We start from the raw sequence: 21,564 nt of genomic DNA on the forward strand, positions 1-21,564 counted from the left end.
AGTTGTCAACTTCACTCTCCGCTACAATGGGTGTTCCCTGTTCTAAGAGACATCCATTGTGGCGCTACTCATCATTACCACTATCCTGTGGGCTTTCTCCTTTAGTCTATTTGGCGAGTATCTTGCCGGGCATGTCGATAGCTATTTCGCGGTGCTGATACGCGTTGGGCTGGCGGCGCTCGTTTTTCTGCCGTTTTTGCGTTCTCGCGGGCACAACCTAAAAACCATCAGCCTGTATATGCTGGTGGGGGCGATGCAGCTTGGCATCATGTATATGTTGAGCTTCCATGCTTACCTCTACCTGACCGTATCCGAACTGCTGCTGTTTACCGTTCTGACGCCGCTCTATATCACGCTGATTTACGATGTGATGAGTCAGCGTCGTTTGCGCTGGGGCTATGCATTTAGCGCGTTGCTGGCGGTGATTGGCGCCGGGATTATTCGCTACGATCGCGTGACCGACCATTTTTGGGTAGGTTTGCTCCTGGTGCAGCTTTCTAATATCAGTTTCGCTATCGGAATGGTGGGGTATAAACGTCTGATGGAGACCCGTCCCATGCCGCAGCACAACGCCTTTGCGTGGTTCTATCTGGGGGCGTTTTTGGTGGCGGCGGTGGCGTGGTCGCTGTTGGGGAACGCGCAAAAGCTGCCGGAAACCACGCTGCAATGGAGCATTCTGGTGTTTCTCGGCGTGGTGGCGTCAGGCATTGGCTACTTTATGTGGAACTATGGCGCTACCCAGGTAGACGCCGGGACGCTGGGTATCATGAATAACATGCATGTTCCCGCAGGACTGCTGGTTAATCTTGCCATCTGGCATCAGCAGCCCCACTGGCCAAGCTTTATTACAGGCGCGGCTGTGATCCTGGCTTCGCTGTGGGTGCATCGAAAATGGGTCGCTCCGCGCTCCGCACAAACGGCAGATGATCGCAGGCGTGATCCCGCGTCGAGCGAATAAACGCCTCGGTCACCGCCTGACGCTGGTCGCCATCGCGCACGGCGGCATACAGGCGGCTCCACAGACCATCGCCTAGGGTTTTGGTCACCACCAGACCCTGGCGCTCAACGCTTTCCACCACCCAGTGCGGCAGGGCGGCAATACCCATTCTGGCCGCCACCATCTGAATCAGCAGTAGCGTATTATCCACGCTTTTCAGCAGCGGACTGATACCCGCCGGTTGCAGGAAATGTCGCCAGACATCCAGTCGGCTGCGCTGCACCGGGTAAATCAACAGCGTTTCGCTGGCTAAATCTTCCGGCGTAATCTGCGTTTTGCTGGCCAGCGGATGGTCGGGCGCCAGCACCAGTCGGACTTCAAAATCAAACATCGGCGAATAATGCAGCCCGCTGCGCGGCAAAATATCCGACGTCATCACCAAATCCAGCTCGCCTTGTTGCAAGGCCGGTTGCGGATCAAAAGTGACGCCGGATGTGAAATCCATTTCTACCTGCGGCCAGCTTGCACGGAAGTTTTCCAGCGCCGGGGTCAGCCACTGAATACAGCTATGACATTCAATAGCGATGCGCAGACGAGTTTGCTGCGGTTCGTTGCACGCCTGCAGCGCACGGCTGATTTGCGGCAGCACCTGGTTTGCCAGTTGCAGCAGAACTTCCCCCTGCGGCGTAAAGCGCAGCGGCTGGCTTTTACGCACGAACAGGCGGAAGCCAAGGCGTTGTTCCAGATCGCTGAACTGATGAGACAGAGCGGATTGAGTCTGGTGCAGCACCGCAGCAGCAGCAGCCAGCGATCCACTATTCCGCAATGCCTGGAGTGTTTTCAGATGTTTAATTTCGATCATGAAAGTCCTTCACTTCGCCATGAACAAATTGCGCTTGAGGAATATACAGTACCTTTACATTATGGATGTGTAAACATCCAGACGTCCAAAATCCGTCGTCTTTTAAATTGATGGTGCGTTGGCTGCGTTTCCTCACCCCGGTCACTTACTGATGTAAGCTCCCGGGGATGAGCAAACTTGCCGCCTTCCCTGAATTTAAAATACTTAGGATTTACATATAATTAGAGGAAGTAAAATGACAATATTGACTCATACCCTCGGTTTTCCTCGCGTTGGCCTGCGTCGCGAGTTGAAAAAAGCGCAAGAGAGCTACTGGGCGGGGAACTCAACGCGTGAAGCGTTACTGGCGGTGGGGCGCGAACTGCGCGCGCGTCACTGGGAGCAGCAGAAACAAGCGGGTATTGACCTGTTACCGGTAGGCGACTTTGCCTGGTACGACCATGTTCTGACCACCAGCCTGCTGTTAGGCAATGTGCCGGCTCGTCATCAGAACAACGATGGTTCCGTGGACATCGACACTCTGTTCCGCATTGGCCGCGGTCGCGCGCCAACCGGCGAACCGGCGGCGGCAGCGGAAATGACCAAATGGTTTAATACTAACTATCACTACATAGTACCCGAGTTCAGCAAAGGCCAGCAGTTCAGACTCACCTGGACACAGTTGCTGGAGGAAGTGGACGAAGCGCTGGCGCTGGGGCATAAGATCAAACCCGTACTGCTGGGGCCTGTCACGTATCTGTGGCTGGGTAAAGTGAAAGGCGAGCCGTTTGACCGCCTGACGTTGCTGAAAGACATTTTGCCGGTGTATCAGCACGTGCTGGCTGAACTGGCAAAACGTGGTATTGAGTGGGTCCAAATTGATGAGCCAGCGCTGGTGCTGGAACTGCCGCAGGCGTGGCTGGATGCCTTCAAACCGGCTTACGACGCGCTCGCCGGCCAGGTGAAGCTGTTGCTGACGACCTATTTTGAAGGCGTGACGCCAAACCTGGACACTATTATCGCGCTACCGGTACAGGGGCTACATGTTGACCTCATTCATGGCAAAGATGATGTAGCGGAACTGCATCAACGTCTGCCGGTCGACTGGCTGCTCTCCGCAGGCTTGATTAACGGGCGTAATGTCTGGCGCGCCGATTTGACCGAAAAATACGCGCAGATTAACGCCATTGTGGGCAAACGCGCGCTGTGGGTAGCATCCTCCTGCTCTTTGCTGCACAGCCCGATCGATCTCAGCGTCGAAACGCGTCTGGATACGGAAGTTAAAAGCTGGTTTGCCTTTGCGCTGCAAAAATGCGGTGAACTGGCGTTGCTGCGCGATGCGCTGAACAGCGGCGAAACGGCGGCGCTTGAGGAATGGAGCGCACCGATTCAGGCTCGTCGTCACTCCCGCCGCGTACATAATGCCGCGGTAGAAAAACGCCTGGCGGCGATCACCGCGCAGGACAGCCAGCGTGAGAATCCGTATGAGGTGCGCGCTGAAGCGCAACGCGCCCGCTTTAAACTTCCCGCCTGGCCGACGACGACTATCGGTTCGTTTCCGCAAACCACGGAGATTCGCGGTCTGCGTCTGGACTTCAAAAAGGGCAACCTCGACGCGAACAACTACCGCACCGGCATCGCCGAACATATCAAACAGGCTATCATCGAGCAGGAGCGTTTAGGGCTGGATGTGCTGGTACACGGCGAAGCCGAGCGAAACGACATGGTGGAATACTTCGGCGAGCATCTGGACGGCTTCGTCTTTACCCAGAATGGTTGGGTGCAAAGCTATGGCTCCCGCTGTGTGAAACCGCCGGTAGTGATTGGCGATATCAGCCGTCCGGCACCGATTACCGTGGAGTGGGCGAAATATGCCCAGTCGCTGACCGACAAGCCAGTAAAAGGGATGTTGACCGGCCCGGTGACTATTCTTTGCTGGTCATTCCCCCGCGAAGACGTGACCCGCGAAACGATTGCGAAACAGATTGCGCTGGCGCTGCGTGATGAAGTCGCGGATCTGGAGGCGGCGGGGATCGGGATTATTCAGATCGACGAACCGGCGCTGCGCGAAGGTCTACCGCTGCGTCGCAGCGACTGGGACGCCTATCTGGAATGGGGTGTGGAAGCCTTTCGCATCAACGCGGCGGTGGCGAAGGATGAAACACAGATCCACACCCACATGTGTTACTGCGAGTTCAACGACATTATGGATTCGATCGCCGCGCTGGACGCGGATGTGATCACCATTGAGACCTCCCGCTCGGATATGGAGTTGCTGGAGTCGTTCGAAGCGTTCGACTACCCGAACGAAATCGGGCCGGGCGTGTACGATATTCACTCGCCGAACGTGCCGAGCGTCGAGTGGATTGAAGCCCTGCTGAAGAAGGCGGCACAGCGTATTCCGGCACAACGCCTGTGGGTGAATCCGGACTGCGGTCTGAAAACTCGCGGTTGGCCGGAAACCCGCGCGGCGTTAGCGAACATGGTCAAAGCGGCGCACAATCTGCGTCAGGCGAAATAACCCATCCTGGCCGCTGCGTTTATCCGGCAGCAATGCGGCGCTACCCTTTGACGGGTAGCGCCCGTGTCTGACCTGATTAACAGCGCCTCTTTCTTCTCATTTCCCTTTTTCTTATTTTCCGCGCTGTCCTTTTCAGGATCTGGCTATTTGGCGATCTTGATAATAAAAAGGTTCTCCGTATGAATGACAACCAGGCGGATAGCGTCCCCGGAAGCAGCGCGGCGGCTTTTATTGCCTCGCAGATCGTTTTTCCTGTCATGATCGCCCAGCGCTCTCATAGCACAAAACGAGGTTTTCCATTCTGTTATGTTCCCTGGCGACGATAAACGTCGCATTGTCTCATGGCGCTGGTGAACCTTATTTTTTAACGGAGATGTCTGACATGGCGGTAGCAGGTTGTCACGTAATGGCCAAACCCGGCGGCGCGATCTGCAATATTGATTGCACATATTGCTTCTATCTTGAAAAAGAGGCGCTGTACCCGGAACGCAATAAAAACTGGCGGATGTCGGACGAGACGCTGGAACAGTTTATACGCCAGCATATTGCCGCGCAGAGTGGCGACCGCATTGACTTTGCCTGGCAGGGCGGCGAACCGACCATGATGGGGCTACCGTTTTTCCGTCGGGTTGTCGCATTATGTGAAAAGTACGGCGATGGGCGAAAAATCACTCATGCGTTGCAGACGAACGGCATCCTGGTGAATGACGAGTGGGCGCGCTTTTTCGCTGAACAGCATTTTCTCATCGGTCTCTCTATCGACGGCCCGGCGTCGTTACACAACCACTATCGGCTTAATCGCGCTGGAAAAGGAACTCATGAACAGGTCGTCGCAGCAATGGCGCGGCTTAAAGCGCACCATGTCGACTTTAATACCTTAACCGTCGTGGGAAAACATAACGTCGGTCATGCAGCAGACGTCTACGAATTTCTTCTGGCGGCGGGATCGCGTTTTATTCAGTTTATCCCGCTGGTGGAGCGAATGAGCACCGATAACTCATCGGTACTTAATCTGGTGATGCCCGGCGAAAGCGCGGCGACGCTGGCGCCATGGACGGTACCGTCGTGGGAATATGGCGAATTTCTCAACCAGATCTTTGATATCTGGGTTCGTCGCGACGTAGACCGCGTTTATGTGCAGATGTTTGACGTGGCGTTAGCCGCCTGGACGGCGCAGCAGCCGGTACTGTGTGTACATTCCGAGACTTGTGGACATGCCTTCGCGTTGGAGTCGAACGGCGATCTCTACAACTGCGACCACTTTGTCTACCCGGAGCATCTGCTGGGAAATATCCACCAGCACAGCATCAAAGCCTTAAATAATAGCGAGCGGGCTATTGCGTTTGGCGAGGCCAAGCGGGAGACCCTGACCGCCGATTGTCGTCGCTGTGACTACCGCTTTGCGTGTCATGGCGGCTGTCCGAAGCATCGCTTTGCCGTCTCGCCGTCCGGTCATCCTGCGCATAATTACTTGTGTGCGGGCTATAAGCATTTTTTCCAGCACGTTACGCCGTATATGAATGTCTGGCGGGAGCTGCTGGCGCAAGGCTATCCGATGGCATCGATCATGCGCTGGCTGGCGCAGGACGCGCGTAAAGACACAGGAGCCGTCAGTCGTAACCATCTCTGTCCCTGCGGCAGCGGCAAAAAATATAAAAAATGCTGTGGTAAAGCATAGCTAACGTGGCGATGACGCTTTGTTGAGCCTACACCGACTCCGGTCTCGTAGGCCCAACAAACATCGTAATGCGCTGTGGTTAGCCTTTTTTCCCACCGTACTGCGCGAACCATTCCAGCATTCTTTGCCAGCCGTCTTTCGCCGAGGCTTCGTGGTAGCCCGGACGATAATCGGCATTAAACGCGTGCCCTGCATCGGGATAGACCACGATTTCCGCCTTCGCATTAGCGGCGCGTAGCGCCTGACGCATGGTTTCCACGCTCTCCTGTGGAATACTGGTATCCTGCCCGCCGTATAAACCCAGTACCGGCGCGTTAAGATCGGTGGCGATGTCAACGGGATGCTTCGGCGAATTGAGTGACGTGTCGCCCACCAGCTTGCCGTACCACGCTACCGCCGCTTTTAACTGAGGGTTGTGCGCGGCGTACAGCCAGGTAATTCGGCCTCCCCAACAAAAACCGGTGATCATCAGCCGATGCGCATCCCCGCCGTTGCGCGAAGCCCAACTGGCGACGTGATCCAGGTCGGCAAGGACTTGCGAATCGGGTACTTTAGCTACCAGCCCGCTCAATAATGTGGGTATATCGGCGAAATCATTGGGGTCGCCTTCGCGGAAATAGAGCTCCGGCGCGATAGCGAGATAGCCTTCCAGCGCCAGTCGTCGGCAAATATCGCGAATGTGTTCATGTACGCCAAAAATTTCCTGTACCACAATGACCACAGGCAGCGCGCCGTCGCTCGCTTTTGGTCTGGCGTAATAGGCTGGCATATCGTCGCCCTGAGAGGGAATCGACGTTATCCCCGCGCTAATGGCCCCATCAGGCGTATGAATCATCGTAGGGGCAAGTGGGGAAGCTGCAGGTGCAAAGCCGGATGGATGTGTCGTTGTCATGGTATTCTCCGTACCCTTAAAAAATAGCGCAATCTTAACTATAGACAGTGTGTAACAAACCACATTGCCTTAAAGCGGCTATCTTTTGTGCAATGCCTGGCGATATTGATTATTTATTGTGATGTGCATCACTTTTTAATGGTAATCGAGTGCAATTGTTTTACGCCATAGTGATGGCTGTCACGAAAATATCTTTATGCCTTAGGTAAAGTGTCTTTTTGCTTCTTCTGACAAACCCGATTCACAGAGGAGTTTCATATGTCCAAGTCTGATGTTTTTCATCTCGGCCTCACCAAAAACGATTTACAAGGGGCCCAGCTCGCCATCGTCCCTGGCGATCCTGAGCGTGTGGAAAAGATCGCCGCGCTGATGGATAAGCCGGTTAAGCTGGCATCTCACCGCGAATTCACCTCCTGGCGCGCTGAGCTGGATGGCAAAGCAGTTATCGTTTGCTCTACCGGTATCGGCGGCCCGTCTACCTCTATTGCCGTGGAAGAACTGGCGCAACTGGGTATTCGTACCTTCTTGCGTATCGGCACCACGGGGGCTATTCAGCCGCACATTAACGTCGGCGACGTTCTGGTAACGACCGCATCCGTTCGTCTGGATGGGGCGAGCCTGCATTTTGCGCCGATGGAATTCCCGGCGGTTGCCGACTTTGCCTGCACCACTGCGCTGGTTGAAGCCGCGAAATCGATTGGCGCCACGACTCACGTTGGCGTAACCGCCTCTTCCGACACTTTCTATCCGGGTCAGGAACGTTACGACACCTATTCTGGCCGCGTTGTGCGTCGCTTCAAAGGCTCTATGGAAGAGTGGCAGGCGATGGGCGTAATGAACTACGAAATGGAATCCGCTACGCTGTTAACCATGTGCGCAAGCCAGGGGTTACGCGCAGGTATGGTGGCGGGTGTTATCGTCAACCGTACCCAACAAGAGATTCCGAATGCGGAAACGATGAAACAAACTGAAAGCCACGCGGTGAAAATCGTCGTGGAAGCGGCCCGTCGTCTGCTGTAATTCTCCTCTCTTTTGCAAAGGCCGACGCGTTCGGCCTTTTCTTTTTGCGTGGCGCCTCGCAGGAAATCCCTTTTAAACTGGACGTTTATACAGCACAATTCTATTTTGTGCAGGACAGTGTGGTTCCAGGAGAGGTGTTGTGGATATTACTCTTATGATAAGCGCCGTCGTGGCGCTGGCGGCTGGGGCGGTGATTGGCTGGCTGGCGACGAAAGCGCACGCCGATCAAATCCGCGCCGATCTTATCGAAGAACGGCGTGAGCTGGATATCGAACTTAGCGCGGCCAGGCAGCAATTAGCGCAAGAAGCGCACTGGCGCAGTGAATGCGAGTTACTTAATAACGAACTGCGTAGCCTGCACAGTATTAATACCTCCCTGGAAGCCGATCTGCGTGAAGTCACGACCCGTCTGGAAGCGACTCAGCAACACGCGGAAGACAAAATCCGTCAGATGATCAACAGCGAACAGCGTTTAAGCGAGCAGTTTGAAAATCTGGCGAATCGTATCTTTGAACACAGTAATCGTCGCGTAGACGAACAAAACCGACAAAGCCTGAATAGCCTGCTGACGCCGCTGCGTGAGCAACTGGACGGTTTTCGCCGCCAGGTTCAGGAGAGTTTTGGCAAAGAAGCGCAGGAGCGGCATACGCTGGCGCACGAAATTCGTAATTTGCAGCAGCTTAACGCGCAAATGGCGCAGGAAGCGATCAACCTGACGCGCGCCCTGAAAGGGGACAATAAGGCGCAAGGAAACTGGGGCGAAGTTGTGCTGGCGCGGGTGCTGGAGGCATCCGGACTGCGTGAAGGCTACGAATACGAAACCCAGGTCAGTATTGAGAACGATGCGCGCTCGCGGATGCAGCCGGATGTCATCGTCCGCTTGCCGCAGGGCAAAGATGTGGTCATCGACGCTAAAATGACGTTGGTCGCCTACGAGCGTTACTTTAACGCTGAAGATGACTACACGCGCGAGGCCGCTTTACAAGAGCACATCGCCTCGGTGCGCAATCATATTCGCTTACTGGGGCGTAAAGACTACCAGCAGCTTCCCGGCCTCCGCTCGCTGGACTATGTTCTGATGTTTATCCCCGTAGAACCCGCTTTCCTGCTGGCGTTAGATAAACAGCCCGAACTGATAACCGAGGCGCTGAAAAATAACATTATGCTGGTAAGCCCCACGACGCTGCTGGTGGCGTTACGGACAATCGCCAACCTGTGGCGCTATGAACACCAGAGCCGCAATGCGCAGCACATCGCAGACAGAGCCAGTAAGCTCTACGATAAAATGCGATTGTTCGTTGATGATATGTCAGCGATCGGTCAGAGTCTGGATAAAGCGCAGGATAACTACCGCCAGGCGATGAAAAAACTTGCGTCGGGGCGTGGCAACGTTTTGGCGCAGGCGGAGGCCTTCCGGGGGCTGGGCGTGGAAATCAAACGCGAGATTAATCCGGATTTAGCGGAACAGGCCGTTACGCAAGATGAAGAATATCGTTTACGATCGATCCCTGAAGGGCGGCAGGATGAACATTATCCCAATGATGAACGGGTGAAGCAGCAGTTAAGTTAACCCATACGGAGTAGTTTAGTCCTGGCGCAGAGTAGGGCAAATTGGCCCAATCTGTTACACTTCTTGAACATTTTTATCGATAAGCAGGCACTGAGATGGTGGAAGATTCACAAGAAACGACGCACTTTGGCTTTCAGACCGTCGCTAAAGAGCAGAAAGCTGACATGGTGGCCCACGTTTTTCATTCTGTGGCGTCAAAGTACGATGTGATGAATGACTTAATGTCATTTGGCATTCATCGTTTGTGGAAGCGCTTCACCATTGATTGCAGTGGCGTGCGTCGTGGACAAACCGTTCTCGATTTAGCGGGCGGGACGGGCGATCTTACCGCGAAATTTTCACGTATGGTCGGGGAAACTGGCAAAGTTATCCTGGCGGATATTAATGATTCCATGCTCAAAATGGGGCGTGAGAAGCTGCGCAATATCGGCGTGATCGGCAACGTAGAGTATGTGCAGGCGAATGCCGAAGCTCTGCCTTTCCCTGATAATACGTTTGATTGCATTACCATTTCGTTTGGTTTGCGCAATGTAACGGAAAAAGAAAAAGCGCTGCGGTCAATGTTCCGTGTGTTGAAACCCGGCGGACGTTTACTGGTGCTTGAATTTTCCAAGCCTATCATTGAGCCGCTGAGTAAAGCGTATGACGCCTATTCTTTCCATATTTTACCGCGTATTGGCTCGATGGTCGCAAACGATGCGGATAGCTATCGGTATCTCGCGGAATCCATCCGTATGCATCCCGATCAGGATACCTTAAAAGCCATGATGCAGGACGCCGGATTTGAGAGCGTGGATTATTACAATCTGACGGCGGGTGTTGTGGCATTGCACCGTGGTTATAAATTCTAGGAGGGTGGAATGCCTTTTAAACCCTTAGTGACCGCAGGAATTGAAGGTCTCCTCAATACGTTTCTGTATCGTTCGCCAGCGCTGAAATCAGCCAGAACGCGCTTACAGGGAAAAGTACTGTGTGTGAAACTAAAGGGATTTTCGACGCCATTAGTCCTGGTATTCAGCGAACGCCAGGTTGATGTGCTGGGGGCATGGGAAGGCGAAGCGGACTGTACGGTAATCACTCAAGCTAGCGTTTTGCCAAAACTACGCGATCGTCAGCAGCTGGCCGCGCTTATTCGCAGCGGCGAACTGGAAGTGCAGGGCGATATTCAGGTCGTGCAAAATTTTGTGGCGCTCGCCGATCTCGCCGAATTCGATCCTGCGGAGCTGTTGGCGCCATACACGGGTGATATTGCGGCGGAAAGTATCGGTAAGGCCGTGCGTGGCGGGGCTAAATTCCTGCGCCACGGGTTTCAACGCCAGCAGCGTTATGCCGCTGAAGCGATCACTGAAGAGTGGCGTATGGCGCCTGGCCCGCTGGAAGTCGCATGGTTTGCCGAAGAAACCGCGGCTGTTGAGTGCGCCGTAGATGCTCTGACCACACGGCTGGAAAAACTGGAGGCCAAATGACGCCAGGTGAAGTACGGCGCCTATATTTCATCATCCGCACGTTTTTAAGCTACGGCCTTGATGAACTCATCCCCCGAATGCGTCTTACACTGCCACTCCGATTATGGCGCTATTCGCTGTTCTGGATGCCAAACCGGCATAAAGATAAATTGCTGGGTGAACGATTAAGACTGGCGTTGCAAGAGCTGGGACCGGTCTGGATCAAATTTGGCCAGATGCTCTCCACGCGCCGTGACCTGTTCCCGCCGCAAATCGCCGATCAGCTCGCTTTGCTCCAGGATAAAGTCGCGCCATTCGATGGTCGGCTGGCGAAAGCCCAGATTGAAGAGGCGATGGGGGGGCTACCAGTCGAAGCCTGGTTTGACGACTTTGATATCCAGCCTTTAGCGTCGGCGTCAATCGCCCAGGTACATACCGCGCGATTGAAATCAAACGGTAAAGAAGTGGTTATTAAGGTCATTCGCCCGGATATTTTGCCGGTAATTCAGGCAGACCTGAAACTGATTTATCGCCTTGCTCGCTGGGTACCACGCCTGTTGCCGGATGGGCGTCGTCTGCGCCCGACGGAAGTGGTGCGTGAGTATGAGAAAACGCTGATCGATGAGCTGAATCTGCTGCGGGAATCGGCCAACGCGATTCAGTTACGCCGCAATTTTGAAAATAGTCCCATGCTGTATATCCCGGAGGTGTACTCCGATTACTGTAGCCAGAACATGATGGTGATGGAGCGGATATACGGCATTCCGGTTTCGGATGTGGCGGCGCTGGAAAAGAACGGCACCAACATGAAACTGCTGGCGGAACGCGGGGTTAAAGTTTTCTTCACCCAGGTTTTCCGCGACAGCTTTTTCCATGCGGACATGCATCCGGGAAATATTTTTGTCAGCCATGAACACCCTGAAAACCCGCAATATATCGGCATTGACTGCGGTATCGTCGGGTCGCTAAACAAAGAAGATAAGCGTTATCTGGCTGAAAACTTTATCGCGTTTTTTAATCGCGATTACCGAAAGGTGGCAGAACTGCATGTCGATTCAGGCTGGGTTCCGCCAGATACCAACGTTGAAGATTTTGAGTTTGCCATCCGCACCGTCTGTGAACCTATCTTTGAAAAGCCGCTCGCGGAAATCTCGTTTGGTCATGTGTTGTTAAACCTTTTCAATACAGCGCGTCGATTTAACATGGAAGTCCAGCCGCAACTGGTGTTGTTGCAGAAAACATTATTGTATGTTGAAGGGGTTGGGCGGCAACTTTATCCTCAGCTTGATTTGTGGAAAACGGCGAAGCCGTTTCTTGAGTCCTGGATCAAAGATCAGGTGGGTATTCCGGCTCTCACGCGGGCTCTTAAAGAAAAAGCGCCGTTCTGGGTCGAAAAAATGCCAGAAATACCTGAACTGGTGTACGACAGTTTGCGCCAGGGCAAATATTTACAGCACAGTGTTGATAAGATTGCGCGCGAGTTACAGGTAAACCATGTGCGCCAAAGTCAGTCTCGTTATTTATTGGGAATTGGCGCAACGCTGTTACTGAGCGGGTCATTCTTACTCGTCAACCGCCCTGAATGGGGATTGATGCCTGGCTGGCTCATGGTCGGCGGCGTAGTTGTCTGGCTGGTTGGCTGGCGTAAAACTCGTTGAGATTTTTTATCGCTCAACGCCGGTTGTGTCACGCAGGTACATATTATCACTCGAGGCAGTACTCAGGCCGCAAGTCAATGTCGTCCCGGTCGTATGTAAAAGTATGTGAATAGGGCGGGCGAAAGCGGCTAACAAAGAGGCAGCGCGAAGGATAATGTGTATAATGCGGCCCTATTAATTCATCATCTATCACAGAGGAACATGTATGGGTGGTATCAGTATTTGGCAGTTGTTGATTGTTGCCGTTATCGTCGTACTGCTGTTCGGCACCAAAAAACTCGGTTCCATCGGTTCCGATCTTGGCGCGTCTATCAAAGGCTTTAAAAAGGCCATGAGCGATGATGATGCCAAACAGGATAAAACCAGTCAGGACGCTGATTTTACCGCTAAATCTATCGCGGATAAGCAAGGCGAAGCGAAAAAGGAAGACGCTAAAAGCCAAGATAAAGAGCAGGTATAATCCGTGTTTGATATCGGTTTTAGCGAACTGCTGTTAGTGTTCGTTATCGGCCTCATTGTGTTGGGGCCGCAACGATTGCCAGTAGCGGTAAAAACGGTAGCGGGCTGGATTCGCGCGTTGCGGTCCCTTGCGACAACGGTTCAGAATGAACTGACTCAGGAACTGAAACTTCAGGAGTTCCAGGACAGTCTGAAAAAAGTCGAAAAGGCGAGCCTGGAAAATCTGACTCCCGAACTGAAAGCATCTATGGATGAACTGCGTCAGGCGGCGGAGTCGATGAAACGCACCTACAGCGCTAACGATCCCGAACAAGCGAGCGATGAAGCGCATACCATCCATAATCCGGTGGTAAAAGGGAACGAAACGCAGCATGAGGGCGTCACCCCTGCCGCCGCTGAAACACAGGCGAGCGCGCCGGAACAAAAGCCGGAGCCCGTTAAAGCTAACGTGCCTGAGTCGACGGAAACCGCTTCCGTAGCCACGATAGACGCCGAGAAGAAATCCGCTGCGCCTGTTGTCGAATCTTCCCCCTCGTCGAGTGATAAACCGTAAACATGGCTGTAGAAGATACTCAACCGCTTATCACGCATCTGATCGAGTTGCGTAAGCGCCTGCTAAACTGCATCGTCGCAGTGCTTCTGATTTTTCTGGCGTTAATTTATTTCGCCAATGATATTTATCATTTAGTCGCCGCACCGCTGATTAAACAGATGCCGCAAGGGGCGACAATGATTGCGACGGATGTGGCGTCGCCGTTTTTTACGCCTATCAAACTCACCTTCATGGTGTCTTTGATCTTATCCGCGCCTGTCATTTTGTACCAGGTTTGGGCCTTTATCGCCCCGGCGCTGTATAAGCATGAGCGTCGTCTGGTCGTACCGCTGCTGGTATCCAGCTCGTTGCTTTTCTACATTGGTATGGCCTTCGCCTATTTTGTCGTATTCCCTTTGGCCTTTGGTTTCCTGACGCATACGGCGCCGGAAGGGGTACAGGTTTCGACAGATATCGCCAGCTATCTTAGCTTTGTTATGGCGCTTTTTATGGCCTTTGGCGTAGCCTTTGAAGTGCCGGTGGCGATTGTGTTGCTGTGCTGGATGGGCATCACCACGCCAGAAGATTTGCGTAAAAAACGGCCTTATATCCTGGTCGGGGCATTCATTGTGGGAATGCTGCTTACGCCGCCAGATGTTTTCTCGCAAACGTTGCTGGCGATACCGATGTACTGCCTGTTTGAAATTGGCGTTTTCTGCTCACGCTTTTATGTCGGTAAGCGACGGACGCGCGACGAAGATAACGAGGCCGAAACCGAAAAGGCCGAGCACACTGAAGACTAAACACAACCGCCCGCCAGGGCGGTTGTCATATGGGGGCAAGCATGTTTGATATTGGCGTTAATTTAACCAGTAGCCAGTTTGCAAAAGATCGTGATGATGTGGTCGCCCGTGCGTTTGCGGCGGGAGTAAAAGGTATGCTACTGACCGGAACGAACATCCATGAAAGTCAGCAGGCGTTAAAATTGGCGCGGCGCTACCCCCATTGTTGGTCGACGGCTGGCGTCCATCCCCATGACAGCAGTCAGTGGTCATCCGCGTCTGAAGACGCCATTATTGCGCTGGCGAACCAGCCGGAAGTCGTCGCTATCGGTGAGTGCGGGCTGGATTTCAATCGCAATTTTTCTACGCCGCAGGAGCAGGAGCGTGCCTTTCAGGCGCAGCTACAAATTGCCGCCGAATTACAGATGCCAATCTTTATGCACTGCCGGGACGCGCATGAGCGATTTCTGGCATTGCTTGATCCCTGGCTGGATAGTCTTCCTGGCGCGATACTGCACTGCTTTACCGGTTCACGCCAGCAAATGCAGGACTGTGTGGACAGAGGACTCTATATCGGTATTACCGGGTGGGTTTGCGACGAACGACGCGGGCTTGAGCTACGTGAACTCTTACCGTTTATTCCAGCGGAAAAGCTACTGATAGAAACCGACGCGCCGTATCTGTTGCCCCGCGATCTTACGCCGAAACCAACGTCACGACGCAACGAGCCCGCGTATCTGCCTCACATCCTGGAGCGCATAGCGCTATGGCGTGGTGAAGATCCGCAATGGTTAGCGGCGATGACAGATGCCAACGCCAGAACCTTATTTGAGGTTGTATTCTGAACGATCGCTAAATCTTGCGAAAACCGGTGTTTTTTACGCTCTGCTTCACTTCTTTATTGAGTAAATTAAGCAGTAACATCGAACGCGTTTCGCCATCCGGTTCGGTAAAAATCGCTTTCAGCCCTTCAAATGCGCCTTCCGTGATGATGACGCTATCGCCGGGATAGGGGGTTTCAGGATCGACAACGCCTTCGGGCTTGTAGATAGAAAGCTGATGAATAACGCTGGAAGGCACGATCGCAGGATGCGCGCCAAAGCGCACAAAATGGCTGACGCCGCGCGTGGCGTTGATTGTAGTGGTATGTATCACTTCCGGATCAAATTCAACGAACAGATAATTAGGAAAGAGCGGTTCGCTGACGGAGGTACGTTTTCCGCGTACCATTTTTTCCAGGGTGATCATCGGTGTCAGGCAACTTACCGCTTGTCTTTCGAGGTGTTCCTGAGCACGCTGAAGTTGCCCGCGTTTGCAGTACAGTAAATACCAGGATTGCATAATGACTCTTATCCGCTTGTTCGGGGCGCAAGCATAGCAAAAGCCATGCGCGAAGTTAATTATACACTTCATCCTTTAAGCCGTATCTGGATTAGCGTTGGTTGCCAGAGTTCACGCTAATTTAACAAAAATACAGCATCCCGATGATGAACGCCGTATAATGATGCGCTTACCAAGAGGCTACAATGGACGCCATGAAATATCACGATTTACGCGACTTCCTGACGCTACTTGAGCAGCAGGGGGAACTAAAACGCATCACGCTACCTGTGGATCCTCATCTGGAAATCACGGAAATCGCTGACCGCACGCTGCGTGCCGGTGGACCGGCGTTGCTGTTTGAAAATCCTAAAGGTTACGCCATGCCGGTGCTGTGCAACCTTTTTGGCACGCCAAAACGCGTGGCGATGGGCATGGGGCAGGATGATGTTTCCGCATTACGGGAAGTGGGTAAATTATTAGCGTTTCTGAAAGAACCTGAGCCGCCGAAAGGCTTTCGCGATCTGTTTGACAAGCTGCCGCAGTTTAAGCAAGTGCTGAATATGCCGACGAAACGGTTACGCGGCGCGCCTTGCCAGCAGAAAATCGCGTCTGGCGATGATGTCGATTTAACGCGTCTTCCTGTCATGACCTGTTGGCCGGACGACGCTGCGCCGTTGATTACCTGGGGACTGACGGTAACGCGTGGCCCGCACAAAGAACGGCAAAACCTGGGCATTTATCGTCAGCAGTTGATAGGTAAAAATAAGCTGATTATGCGCTGGCTGTCTCACCGCGGCGGCGCGCTGGATTTTCAGGAGTGGTTAGCCGCGCGTCCGGGTGAACGTTTCCCGGTCTCCGTCGCATTGGGCGCCGATCCGGCGACGATACTTGGCGCCGTGACTCCAGTTCCCGATACTCTGTCGGAGTATGCCTTTGCGGGCCTGCTGCGCGGCACGAAAACTGAAGTGGTTAAATGTCTTTCTAACGATCTGGAAGTGCCTGCCAGCGCCGAGATTATCCTTGAAGGTTACATTGAGCCGGGAGAGATGGCGCCGGAAGGGCCGTATGGCGATCATACGGGCTATTATAATGAAGTGGATAGCTTTCCGGTCTTTACCGTCACGCATATTACGCAGCGTGAGGATGCCATTTATCACTCCACCTATACCGGGCGTCCGCCCGATGAGCCTGCGGTATTAGGGGTGGCGCTCAATGAAGTCTTCGTGCCTATTCTGCAAAAACAGTTTCCGGAAATCGTCGACTTTTATCTGCCGCCGGAAGGGTGTTCTTACCGCCTGGCGGTAGTGACGATGAAAAAGCAGTACGCTGGTCATGCGAAACGCGTCATGATGGGCGTCTGGTCGTTTTTGCGCCAGTTTATGTATACGAAATTTGTCATCGTTTGCGATGATGACGTTAACGCACGCGACTGGAATGATGTGATCTGGGCGATTACCACCCGTATGGACCCTGCGCGGGATACGGTGCTGGTTGAAAATACGCCGATTGATTACCTGGATTTTGCCTCGCCGGTCTCCGGGCTGGGTTCAAAAATGGGGCTGGATGCCACAAACAAATGGCCGGGCGAAACCCAACGCGAGTGGGGTCGTCCTATTGTTAAAGATCCTGAAGTTACCGCGCGTATTGATGCGATTTGGGATGAGCTGGCTATCTTTAAATAACTGAAAGCGGACATCGACATTTCAGGCTGCGGCGACTCGGCTTGAAAAATGTCGGTATTGACCCGACACCCGACAGAGGGAGCGCATGACAACCTTAAGCTGTAAAGTGACCTCGGTAGAAGCTATCACCGATACCGTATATCGGGTTCGTTTAGTGCCGGACGCGGCGTTTTCATTCCGCGCTGGTCAGTATTTGATGGTCGTAATGGACGAGCGTGACAAACGCCCGTTTTCGATGGCCTCAACGCCGGACGAGAAAGGGTTTATTGAATTACACATTGGCGCCTCCGAGCTCAATCTGTATGCGATGGCGGTCATGGATCGGATTCTGAAAGACCGGGAAATCGTCGTCGATATTCCGCATGGCGACGCCTGGCTACGTGACGATGAAGAGCGTCCGTTGATTCTGATCGCGGGCGGTACGGGCTTTTCTTATGTGCGCTCCATCCTGTTGACGGCGTTAGCGCGCAACCCGAACCGCGATGTTACCATTTACTGGGGTGGTCGCGAAGAAAAGCACCTCTATGATCTCTCTGAGCTGGAAGCACTCTCTGTTAACCATCCGAATTTGCGTATTGAACCTGTTGTCGAGCAGCCGGAAGAAGGCTGGCGTGGACGTACAGGAACGGTACTTACGGCGGTATTGCAGGATTATGGTACGCTGGCGGGGCACGATATTTATATTGCGGGACGTTTTGAGATGGCGAAAATTGCCCGCGATCTGTTCTGTCATGAGCGTAACGCGCGGGAAGATCGTCTGTTTGGCGATGCGTTCGCATTTATTTAACTATTTTATGGGACGCAGTAGCGTCCCTTTTTACGTTAGCCTACCTAAAAGTCCTCTTAAATATTAATTAATCGTCAACTATAAAACCTTATGATATTGAATATCTACAGGCTTTGTATTGCGTGTAATAAATTAAGTAATATTATGTCCTGAGGCTATCAATAAAAATAGTTAATTATATATGCTTCATTTATTTTTATAAAAGAAACATAAAATGGAAAGTTAGTTATTTATTTATAAGATGGAGAGTGTTATGAAATTTAAATATGCTTTAACTTCTCTCGCATTATCTGTTGCAATTTTGTCATCAGTACCTTCTACTGCTTTCGCCATCGGCGGCGCCAGCGGCGCTAAAGTGGACTATCAGGTCCAGGGAAAAATTGGCGAAGTTGTTATGAACCCCTATGATATCGCGCCGTTAACCGCCGTTATTCGTAATGGCGGTTACCAGTTACGTGACGTGCATGTGCGGATTGTCCCCAAAGAAAATGGCCAGGAGATCGCGTATAAAGTTAATAATAAATACCTTTTAACGTATGGCGGTATTCCCGTCTTTGGTCTTTACCCGGATTATGTCAATACCGTTGAGGTTGAATATACAAGAATCCAGGGTAGTAAAACCGAAAATATAAAAGAAAGCTATAAAATGTATGCACCGCCTGCCTATATTGAATCAGCGGGCACAAAAGAAGAACAATCAGCACTCTTTACTATCGATGTTAAAAAGGTTTCCCCAGAATTTAAAGATCGCTTGTATCTTTTGAATAATACGAAAGATAAGTCTGGGAATGGAACGCGTACTGTCTGGAACAACCCTACTGGGGGTGCATTAGAATGGAACTTCACTACAGCTAACGCTATTATCGACACCTCCGGTGATATTCGTTGGTTTATGAATCCAAGTTCAATTTATGATTTAAAGTCAATTTATCGTGCTGGCGTTATGATGGGCTTTAAACAAAACCAGGATGGCGCACTATCGTGGGGCTACGGTCAGCGTTATGTGAAATACGATATCATGGGGCGTGAAATCTTTAACCGCCGCCTGCCGGATAATTATAACGATTTTTCACACTCAATGGATAACGCGGCCAACGGTCACTACTTCCTGCGTGTAGCCAGCTCTAACTATAAACGTCCTGATGGGAAAAATGTTCGTACCGTGCGTGATGTGATTGCCGAAGTTGATCAGAACGGCGTGGTAGTGGATGAATGGCGTCTGTTTGATATCCTCGATCCTTATCGTGATGTGATAATGAAAACCCTCGATCAGGGCGCTGTGTGCCTGAATATCGACGCCAGCCAGTCCGGCCATACGTTGAGCGAAGAAGATCTGGCGGCGCTGGACTCCTCCGACAAATTCGGGGATATCGTGGGTAGTGGGGCTGGCCGCAACTGGGCGCATGTCAACAGCGTCGACTATGACAGTGAAGATGATTCCATCATCATCAGCTCCCGCCACCAGAGTGCGATTATCAAAATCGGCCGCGATAAGAAAGTGAAGTGGATACTGGGTACGCCTGCTGGCTGGAAAGCGCCATTTAATGCCGCAATTCTGACGCCTGTGGATAGCAAAGGCCAAAAAATCGCCTGCCAGGACAGTGGCTGCGAGGGTGACTTCGACTGGACATGGACGCAACATACGGCCTTTAAAATTGATAGTAAGAGTAAAGGCGATATCTTATACCTTTCCGCTTTCGACAATGGTGATGGCCGCGGCTTAGAACAGCCTGCTATGCAGAGTATGAAATACAGCCGCTCCGTGATTTACAAAATCGACCAGAAAAACAAGACAGTCCAACAGATCTGGCAATACGGTAAAGAGCGCGGGAACGAGTGGTTTAGCCCGGTAACCTCTATCACCGAGTACCAGACTGACAAGAATTCTGTGTTCGTGTATTCCGCAACAGCAGGTGGTGCGTTTGATTTATCGGTAGGCGCATTTACCAGCTTGCCTAATCCGTATCTGGAAGAGTTCAAATGGGGAGAAAAAGAGCCTGCGGTTGAAATGCAAATACATGGTGCGCGTGGATATCAGGCTATGCCATTTAGCCTGACCAAAGCGCTTACTGAGTAGAGCGGGCCATACGGTGAAAAAACCCGCCCCTGACGGGCGGGAAAAACGGCAACTAAACTGTTTCCCGTCATAATTCGCGCAGCCTCTTTGTTGGCTGCCTTTGCTCACCCCGGGCACATAGTTATCTATGTTCCCGGGGATTCGCTCGGTTGCCGCCGCGCTGCAACGTGAATTATTTAGGGGACATTATCTTTGATTAAACCCGCTCAAACACCGTGGCGATGCCCTGACCCAGACCAATACACATCGTCGCCAGACCAAACTGCGCGTCTTTGCGCTCCATCAGGTTGATAAGCGTGGTGCTGATACGTGCTCCGGAGCAGCCGAGCGGATGACCAAGCGCGATCGCGCCGCCGTTGAGGTTGATCTTCTCGTCTATCTGCTCCATCAATCCCAGATCCTTAATGCATGGCAGGATCTGTGCGGCAAACGCTTCGTTCATCTCAAACACATCGATATCGCTGGCCGACAGTCCCGCTTTTTTCAACGCCAGTTTTGACGCCGGAACCGGCCCGTAACCCATAATTGACGGATCACAACCCACCACTGCCATTGAGCGAATACGGGCGCGAGGTTTCAGGCCCAGCTCACGGGCACGACTTTCGCTCATTACCAGCATGGCGGCTGCGCCATCGGAAAGCGCGGATGAGGTGCCCGCCGTGACCGTGCCACTAACCGGATCAAATGCCGGACGCAGCGTTGATAGCGCTTCGACCGTGGTTTCCGGGCGGATCACTTCATCGTAGTTAAACTGCTTCAACACGCCGTCTGCATCATGACCGCCAGTCGGGATAATCTCCGTTTTGAATGCGCCAGACTGGGTAGCGGCCCAGGCGCGAGCGTGAGAGCGGGCGGCGAACTGGTCCTGCATTTCCCGGCTAATGCCGTGCAGGCGGGAGAGCATTTCCGCCGTTAGCCCCATCATCCCTGCCGCTTTGGCGACGTTGCGACTCAGACCCGGGTGAAAATCCACGCCGTGGCTCATCGGCACGTGCCCCATATGCTCCACGCCGCCAACCAGACAAACCTGCGCATCGCCGGTCATGATCATTCGCGCTGCATCGTGTAACGCCTGCATCGAGGAACCACACAGACGGTTGACGGTGACCGCCGGTACCGAATGGGGAATTTCTGCCAGCAGCGCGGCGTTACGGGCAATGTTGAAGCCTTGCTCCAGCGTTTGTTGTACGCAGCCCCAGTAAATATCATCGAGGGTGGCCGCTGTAAGCGACGGATTACGCGCCAGCAGGCTACGCATTAAGTGGGCGGAGAGATCTTCTGCCCGCACGTTGCGAAACGCGCCGCCCTTCGAACGGCCCATCGGGGTGCGAATAGCATCGACAATGACAACCTGTTCCAT

19 protein-coding genes are annotated in these 21,564 nt (G+C 52.8%); 15 read left to right on the forward strand and 4 right to left on the reverse strand.

Going from position 1 to position 21,564, the window contains the following annotated elements; genetic code table 11:
* The first annotated feature begins 58 nt into the window (after window positions 1-58).
* The gene (locus ACH0VJ_RS21430; RefSeq protein ID WP_001196254.1) at window positions 59-958 is read left to right on the forward strand and encodes a carboxylate/amino acid/amine transporter; all 900 of its coding nucleotides are present in this window, start codon (window positions 59-61) and stop codon (window positions 956-958) included.
* On the opposite strand, the gene metR is transcribed toward ACH0VJ_RS21430, so the two are convergent.
* Window positions 846-1,799 (reverse strand): HTH-type transcriptional regulator MetR, encoded by a 954-nt coding sequence (gene metR, locus ACH0VJ_RS21435; RefSeq protein WP_000569786.1) that lies wholly within the window; start codon window positions 1,797-1,799, stop codon window positions 846-848. The genes ACH0VJ_RS21430 and metR overlap by 113 nt on opposite strands.
* A gap of 235 nt (window positions 1,800-2,034) precedes the next feature.
* On the opposite strand from metR, the gene metE reads away from it, so the two are divergent.
* Window positions 2,035-4,299, forward strand: a complete 2,265-nt coding sequence (gene metE / locus ACH0VJ_RS21440) for a 5-methyltetrahydropteroyltriglutamate--homocysteine S-methyltransferase (RefSeq protein WP_000154179.1) — start codon at window positions 2,035-2,037, stop codon at window positions 4,297-4,299.
* Window positions 4,300-4,633: 334 nt separating this feature from the next.
* Window positions 4,634-5,977 carry an anaerobic sulfatase maturase gene (locus ACH0VJ_RS21445; protein ID WP_000017944.1) on the forward strand — a complete coding sequence of 448 codons (1,344 nt, stop codon included), beginning with the start codon at window positions 4,634-4,636 and terminating at the stop codon, window positions 5,975-5,977.
* Between the two features lie 79 nt (window positions 5,978-6,056).
* Here ACH0VJ_RS21445 and ACH0VJ_RS21450 read toward each other — a convergent pair whose 3' ends face one another.
* Window positions 6,057-6,869 (reverse strand): dienelactone hydrolase family protein, encoded by an 813-nt coding sequence (locus tag ACH0VJ_RS21450; protein WP_000213959.1) that lies wholly within the window; start codon window positions 6,867-6,869, stop codon window positions 6,057-6,059.
* Window positions 6,870-7,127: 258 nt separating this feature from the next.
* Here ACH0VJ_RS21450 and udp point away from each other — a divergent pair, with 258 nt between their 5' ends.
* The 9 genes from udp to tatD all read left to right on the forward strand — a co-directional run bounded on the left by udp (window position 7,128) and on the right by tatD (window position 15,180).
* Window positions 7,128-7,889 carry a uridine phosphorylase gene (gene udp, locus ACH0VJ_RS21455; protein WP_000045169.1) on the forward strand — a complete coding sequence of 254 codons (762 nt, stop codon included), beginning with the start codon at window positions 7,128-7,130 and terminating at the stop codon, window positions 7,887-7,889.
* 139 nt (window positions 7,890-8,028) lie between these two features.
* Window positions 8,029-9,459, forward strand: coding sequence for a DNA recombination protein RmuC (rmuC, locus tag ACH0VJ_RS21460; protein WP_000355562.1), 1,431 nt, complete (start codon window positions 8,029-8,031; stop codon window positions 9,457-9,459).
* Between the two features lie 95 nt (window positions 9,460-9,554).
* A complete protein-coding gene (ubiE, locus tag ACH0VJ_RS21465; RefSeq protein WP_000229009.1) occupies window positions 9,555-10,310 on the forward strand; it encodes a bifunctional demethylmenaquinone methyltransferase/2-methoxy-6-polyprenyl-1,4-benzoquinol methylase UbiE in 756 nt (251 codons plus the stop codon).
* Window positions 10,311-10,319: 9 nt separating this feature from the next.
* The gene (gene ubiJ / locus ACH0VJ_RS21470) at window positions 10,320-10,925 is read left to right on the forward strand and encodes a ubiquinone biosynthesis protein UbiJ (RefSeq protein ID WP_001116087.1); all 606 of its coding nucleotides are present in this window, start codon (window positions 10,320-10,322) and stop codon (window positions 10,923-10,925) included.
* On the forward strand, window positions 10,922-12,562 hold the full coding sequence (gene ubiB / locus ACH0VJ_RS21475; RefSeq protein WP_000187559.1) for a ubiquinone biosynthesis regulatory protein kinase UbiB: 1,641 nt from the start codon (window positions 10,922-10,924) through the stop codon (window positions 12,560-12,562). The genes ubiJ and ubiB overlap by 4 nt, the downstream gene beginning before the upstream one ends.
* A 205-nt stretch (window positions 12,563-12,767) precedes the next feature.
* Window positions 12,768-13,022: a Sec-independent protein translocase subunit TatA gene (tatA, locus tag ACH0VJ_RS21480; RefSeq protein ID WP_000508972.1), complete on the forward strand. Its 255-nt coding sequence runs from the start codon at window positions 12,768-12,770 to the stop codon at window positions 13,020-13,022.
* A gap of 3 nt (window positions 13,023-13,025) precedes the next feature.
* Entirely contained in the window at window positions 13,026-13,574 is a 549-nt protein-coding gene (gene tatB, locus ACH0VJ_RS21485) for a Sec-independent protein translocase protein TatB (RefSeq protein WP_000459612.1), read from the forward strand.
* A 2-nt stretch (window positions 13,575-13,576) separates the two neighbouring features.
* Complete coding sequence (gene tatC / locus ACH0VJ_RS21490) at window positions 13,577-14,356, forward strand: Sec-independent protein translocase subunit TatC (protein ID WP_000257554.1); 780 nt, start codon at window positions 13,577-13,579, stop codon at window positions 14,354-14,356.
* Window positions 14,357-14,397: 41 nt separating this feature from the next.
* Window positions 14,398-15,180: a 3'-5' ssDNA/RNA exonuclease TatD gene (tatD, locus tag ACH0VJ_RS21495; RefSeq protein ID WP_000459644.1), complete on the forward strand. Its 783-nt coding sequence runs from the start codon at window positions 14,398-14,400 to the stop codon at window positions 15,178-15,180.
* Window positions 15,181-15,187: 7 nt separating this feature from the next.
* Here the strand turns inward: tatD and rfaH are convergent, their stop codons facing one another.
* Window positions 15,188-15,676, reverse strand: coding sequence for a transcription/translation regulatory transformer protein RfaH (rfaH, locus tag ACH0VJ_RS21500; protein WP_001192410.1), 489 nt, complete (start codon window positions 15,674-15,676; stop codon window positions 15,188-15,190).
* A gap of 185 nt (window positions 15,677-15,861) precedes the next feature.
* Here rfaH and ubiD point away from each other — a divergent pair, with 185 nt between their 5' ends.
* The 3 genes from ubiD to ACH0VJ_RS21515 all read left to right on the forward strand — a co-directional run bounded on the left by ubiD (window position 15,862) and on the right by ACH0VJ_RS21515 (window position 20,204).
* On the forward strand, window positions 15,862-17,340 hold the full coding sequence (gene ubiD, locus ACH0VJ_RS21505) for a 4-hydroxy-3-polyprenylbenzoate decarboxylase (RefSeq protein ID WP_000339764.1): 1,479 nt from the start codon (window positions 15,862-15,864) through the stop codon (window positions 17,338-17,340).
* A gap of 85 nt (window positions 17,341-17,425) precedes the next feature.
* On the forward strand, window positions 17,426-18,127 hold the full coding sequence (gene fre / locus ACH0VJ_RS21510) for an NAD(P)H-flavin reductase (protein ID WP_000209832.1): 702 nt from the start codon (window positions 17,426-17,428) through the stop codon (window positions 18,125-18,127).
* Window positions 18,128-18,380: 253 nt separating this feature from the next.
* On the forward strand, window positions 18,381-20,204 hold the full coding sequence (locus ACH0VJ_RS21515; protein ID WP_000669887.1) for an aryl-sulfate sulfotransferase: 1,824 nt from the start codon (window positions 18,381-18,383) through the stop codon (window positions 20,202-20,204).
* Window positions 20,205-20,400: 196 nt separating this feature from the next.
* Here the strand turns inward: ACH0VJ_RS21515 and fadA are convergent, their stop codons facing one another.
* Window positions 20,401-21,564 (reverse strand): acetyl-CoA C-acyltransferase FadA, encoded by a 1,164-nt coding sequence (gene fadA / locus ACH0VJ_RS21520; RefSeq protein WP_000438778.1) that lies wholly within the window; start codon window positions 21,562-21,564, stop codon window positions 20,401-20,403.

This window comes from Salmonella sp. 2020_1459, from assembly GCF_043847915.1.
Lineage (GTDB): Bacteria > Pseudomonadota > Gammaproteobacteria > Enterobacterales > Enterobacteriaceae > Salmonella > Salmonella enterica.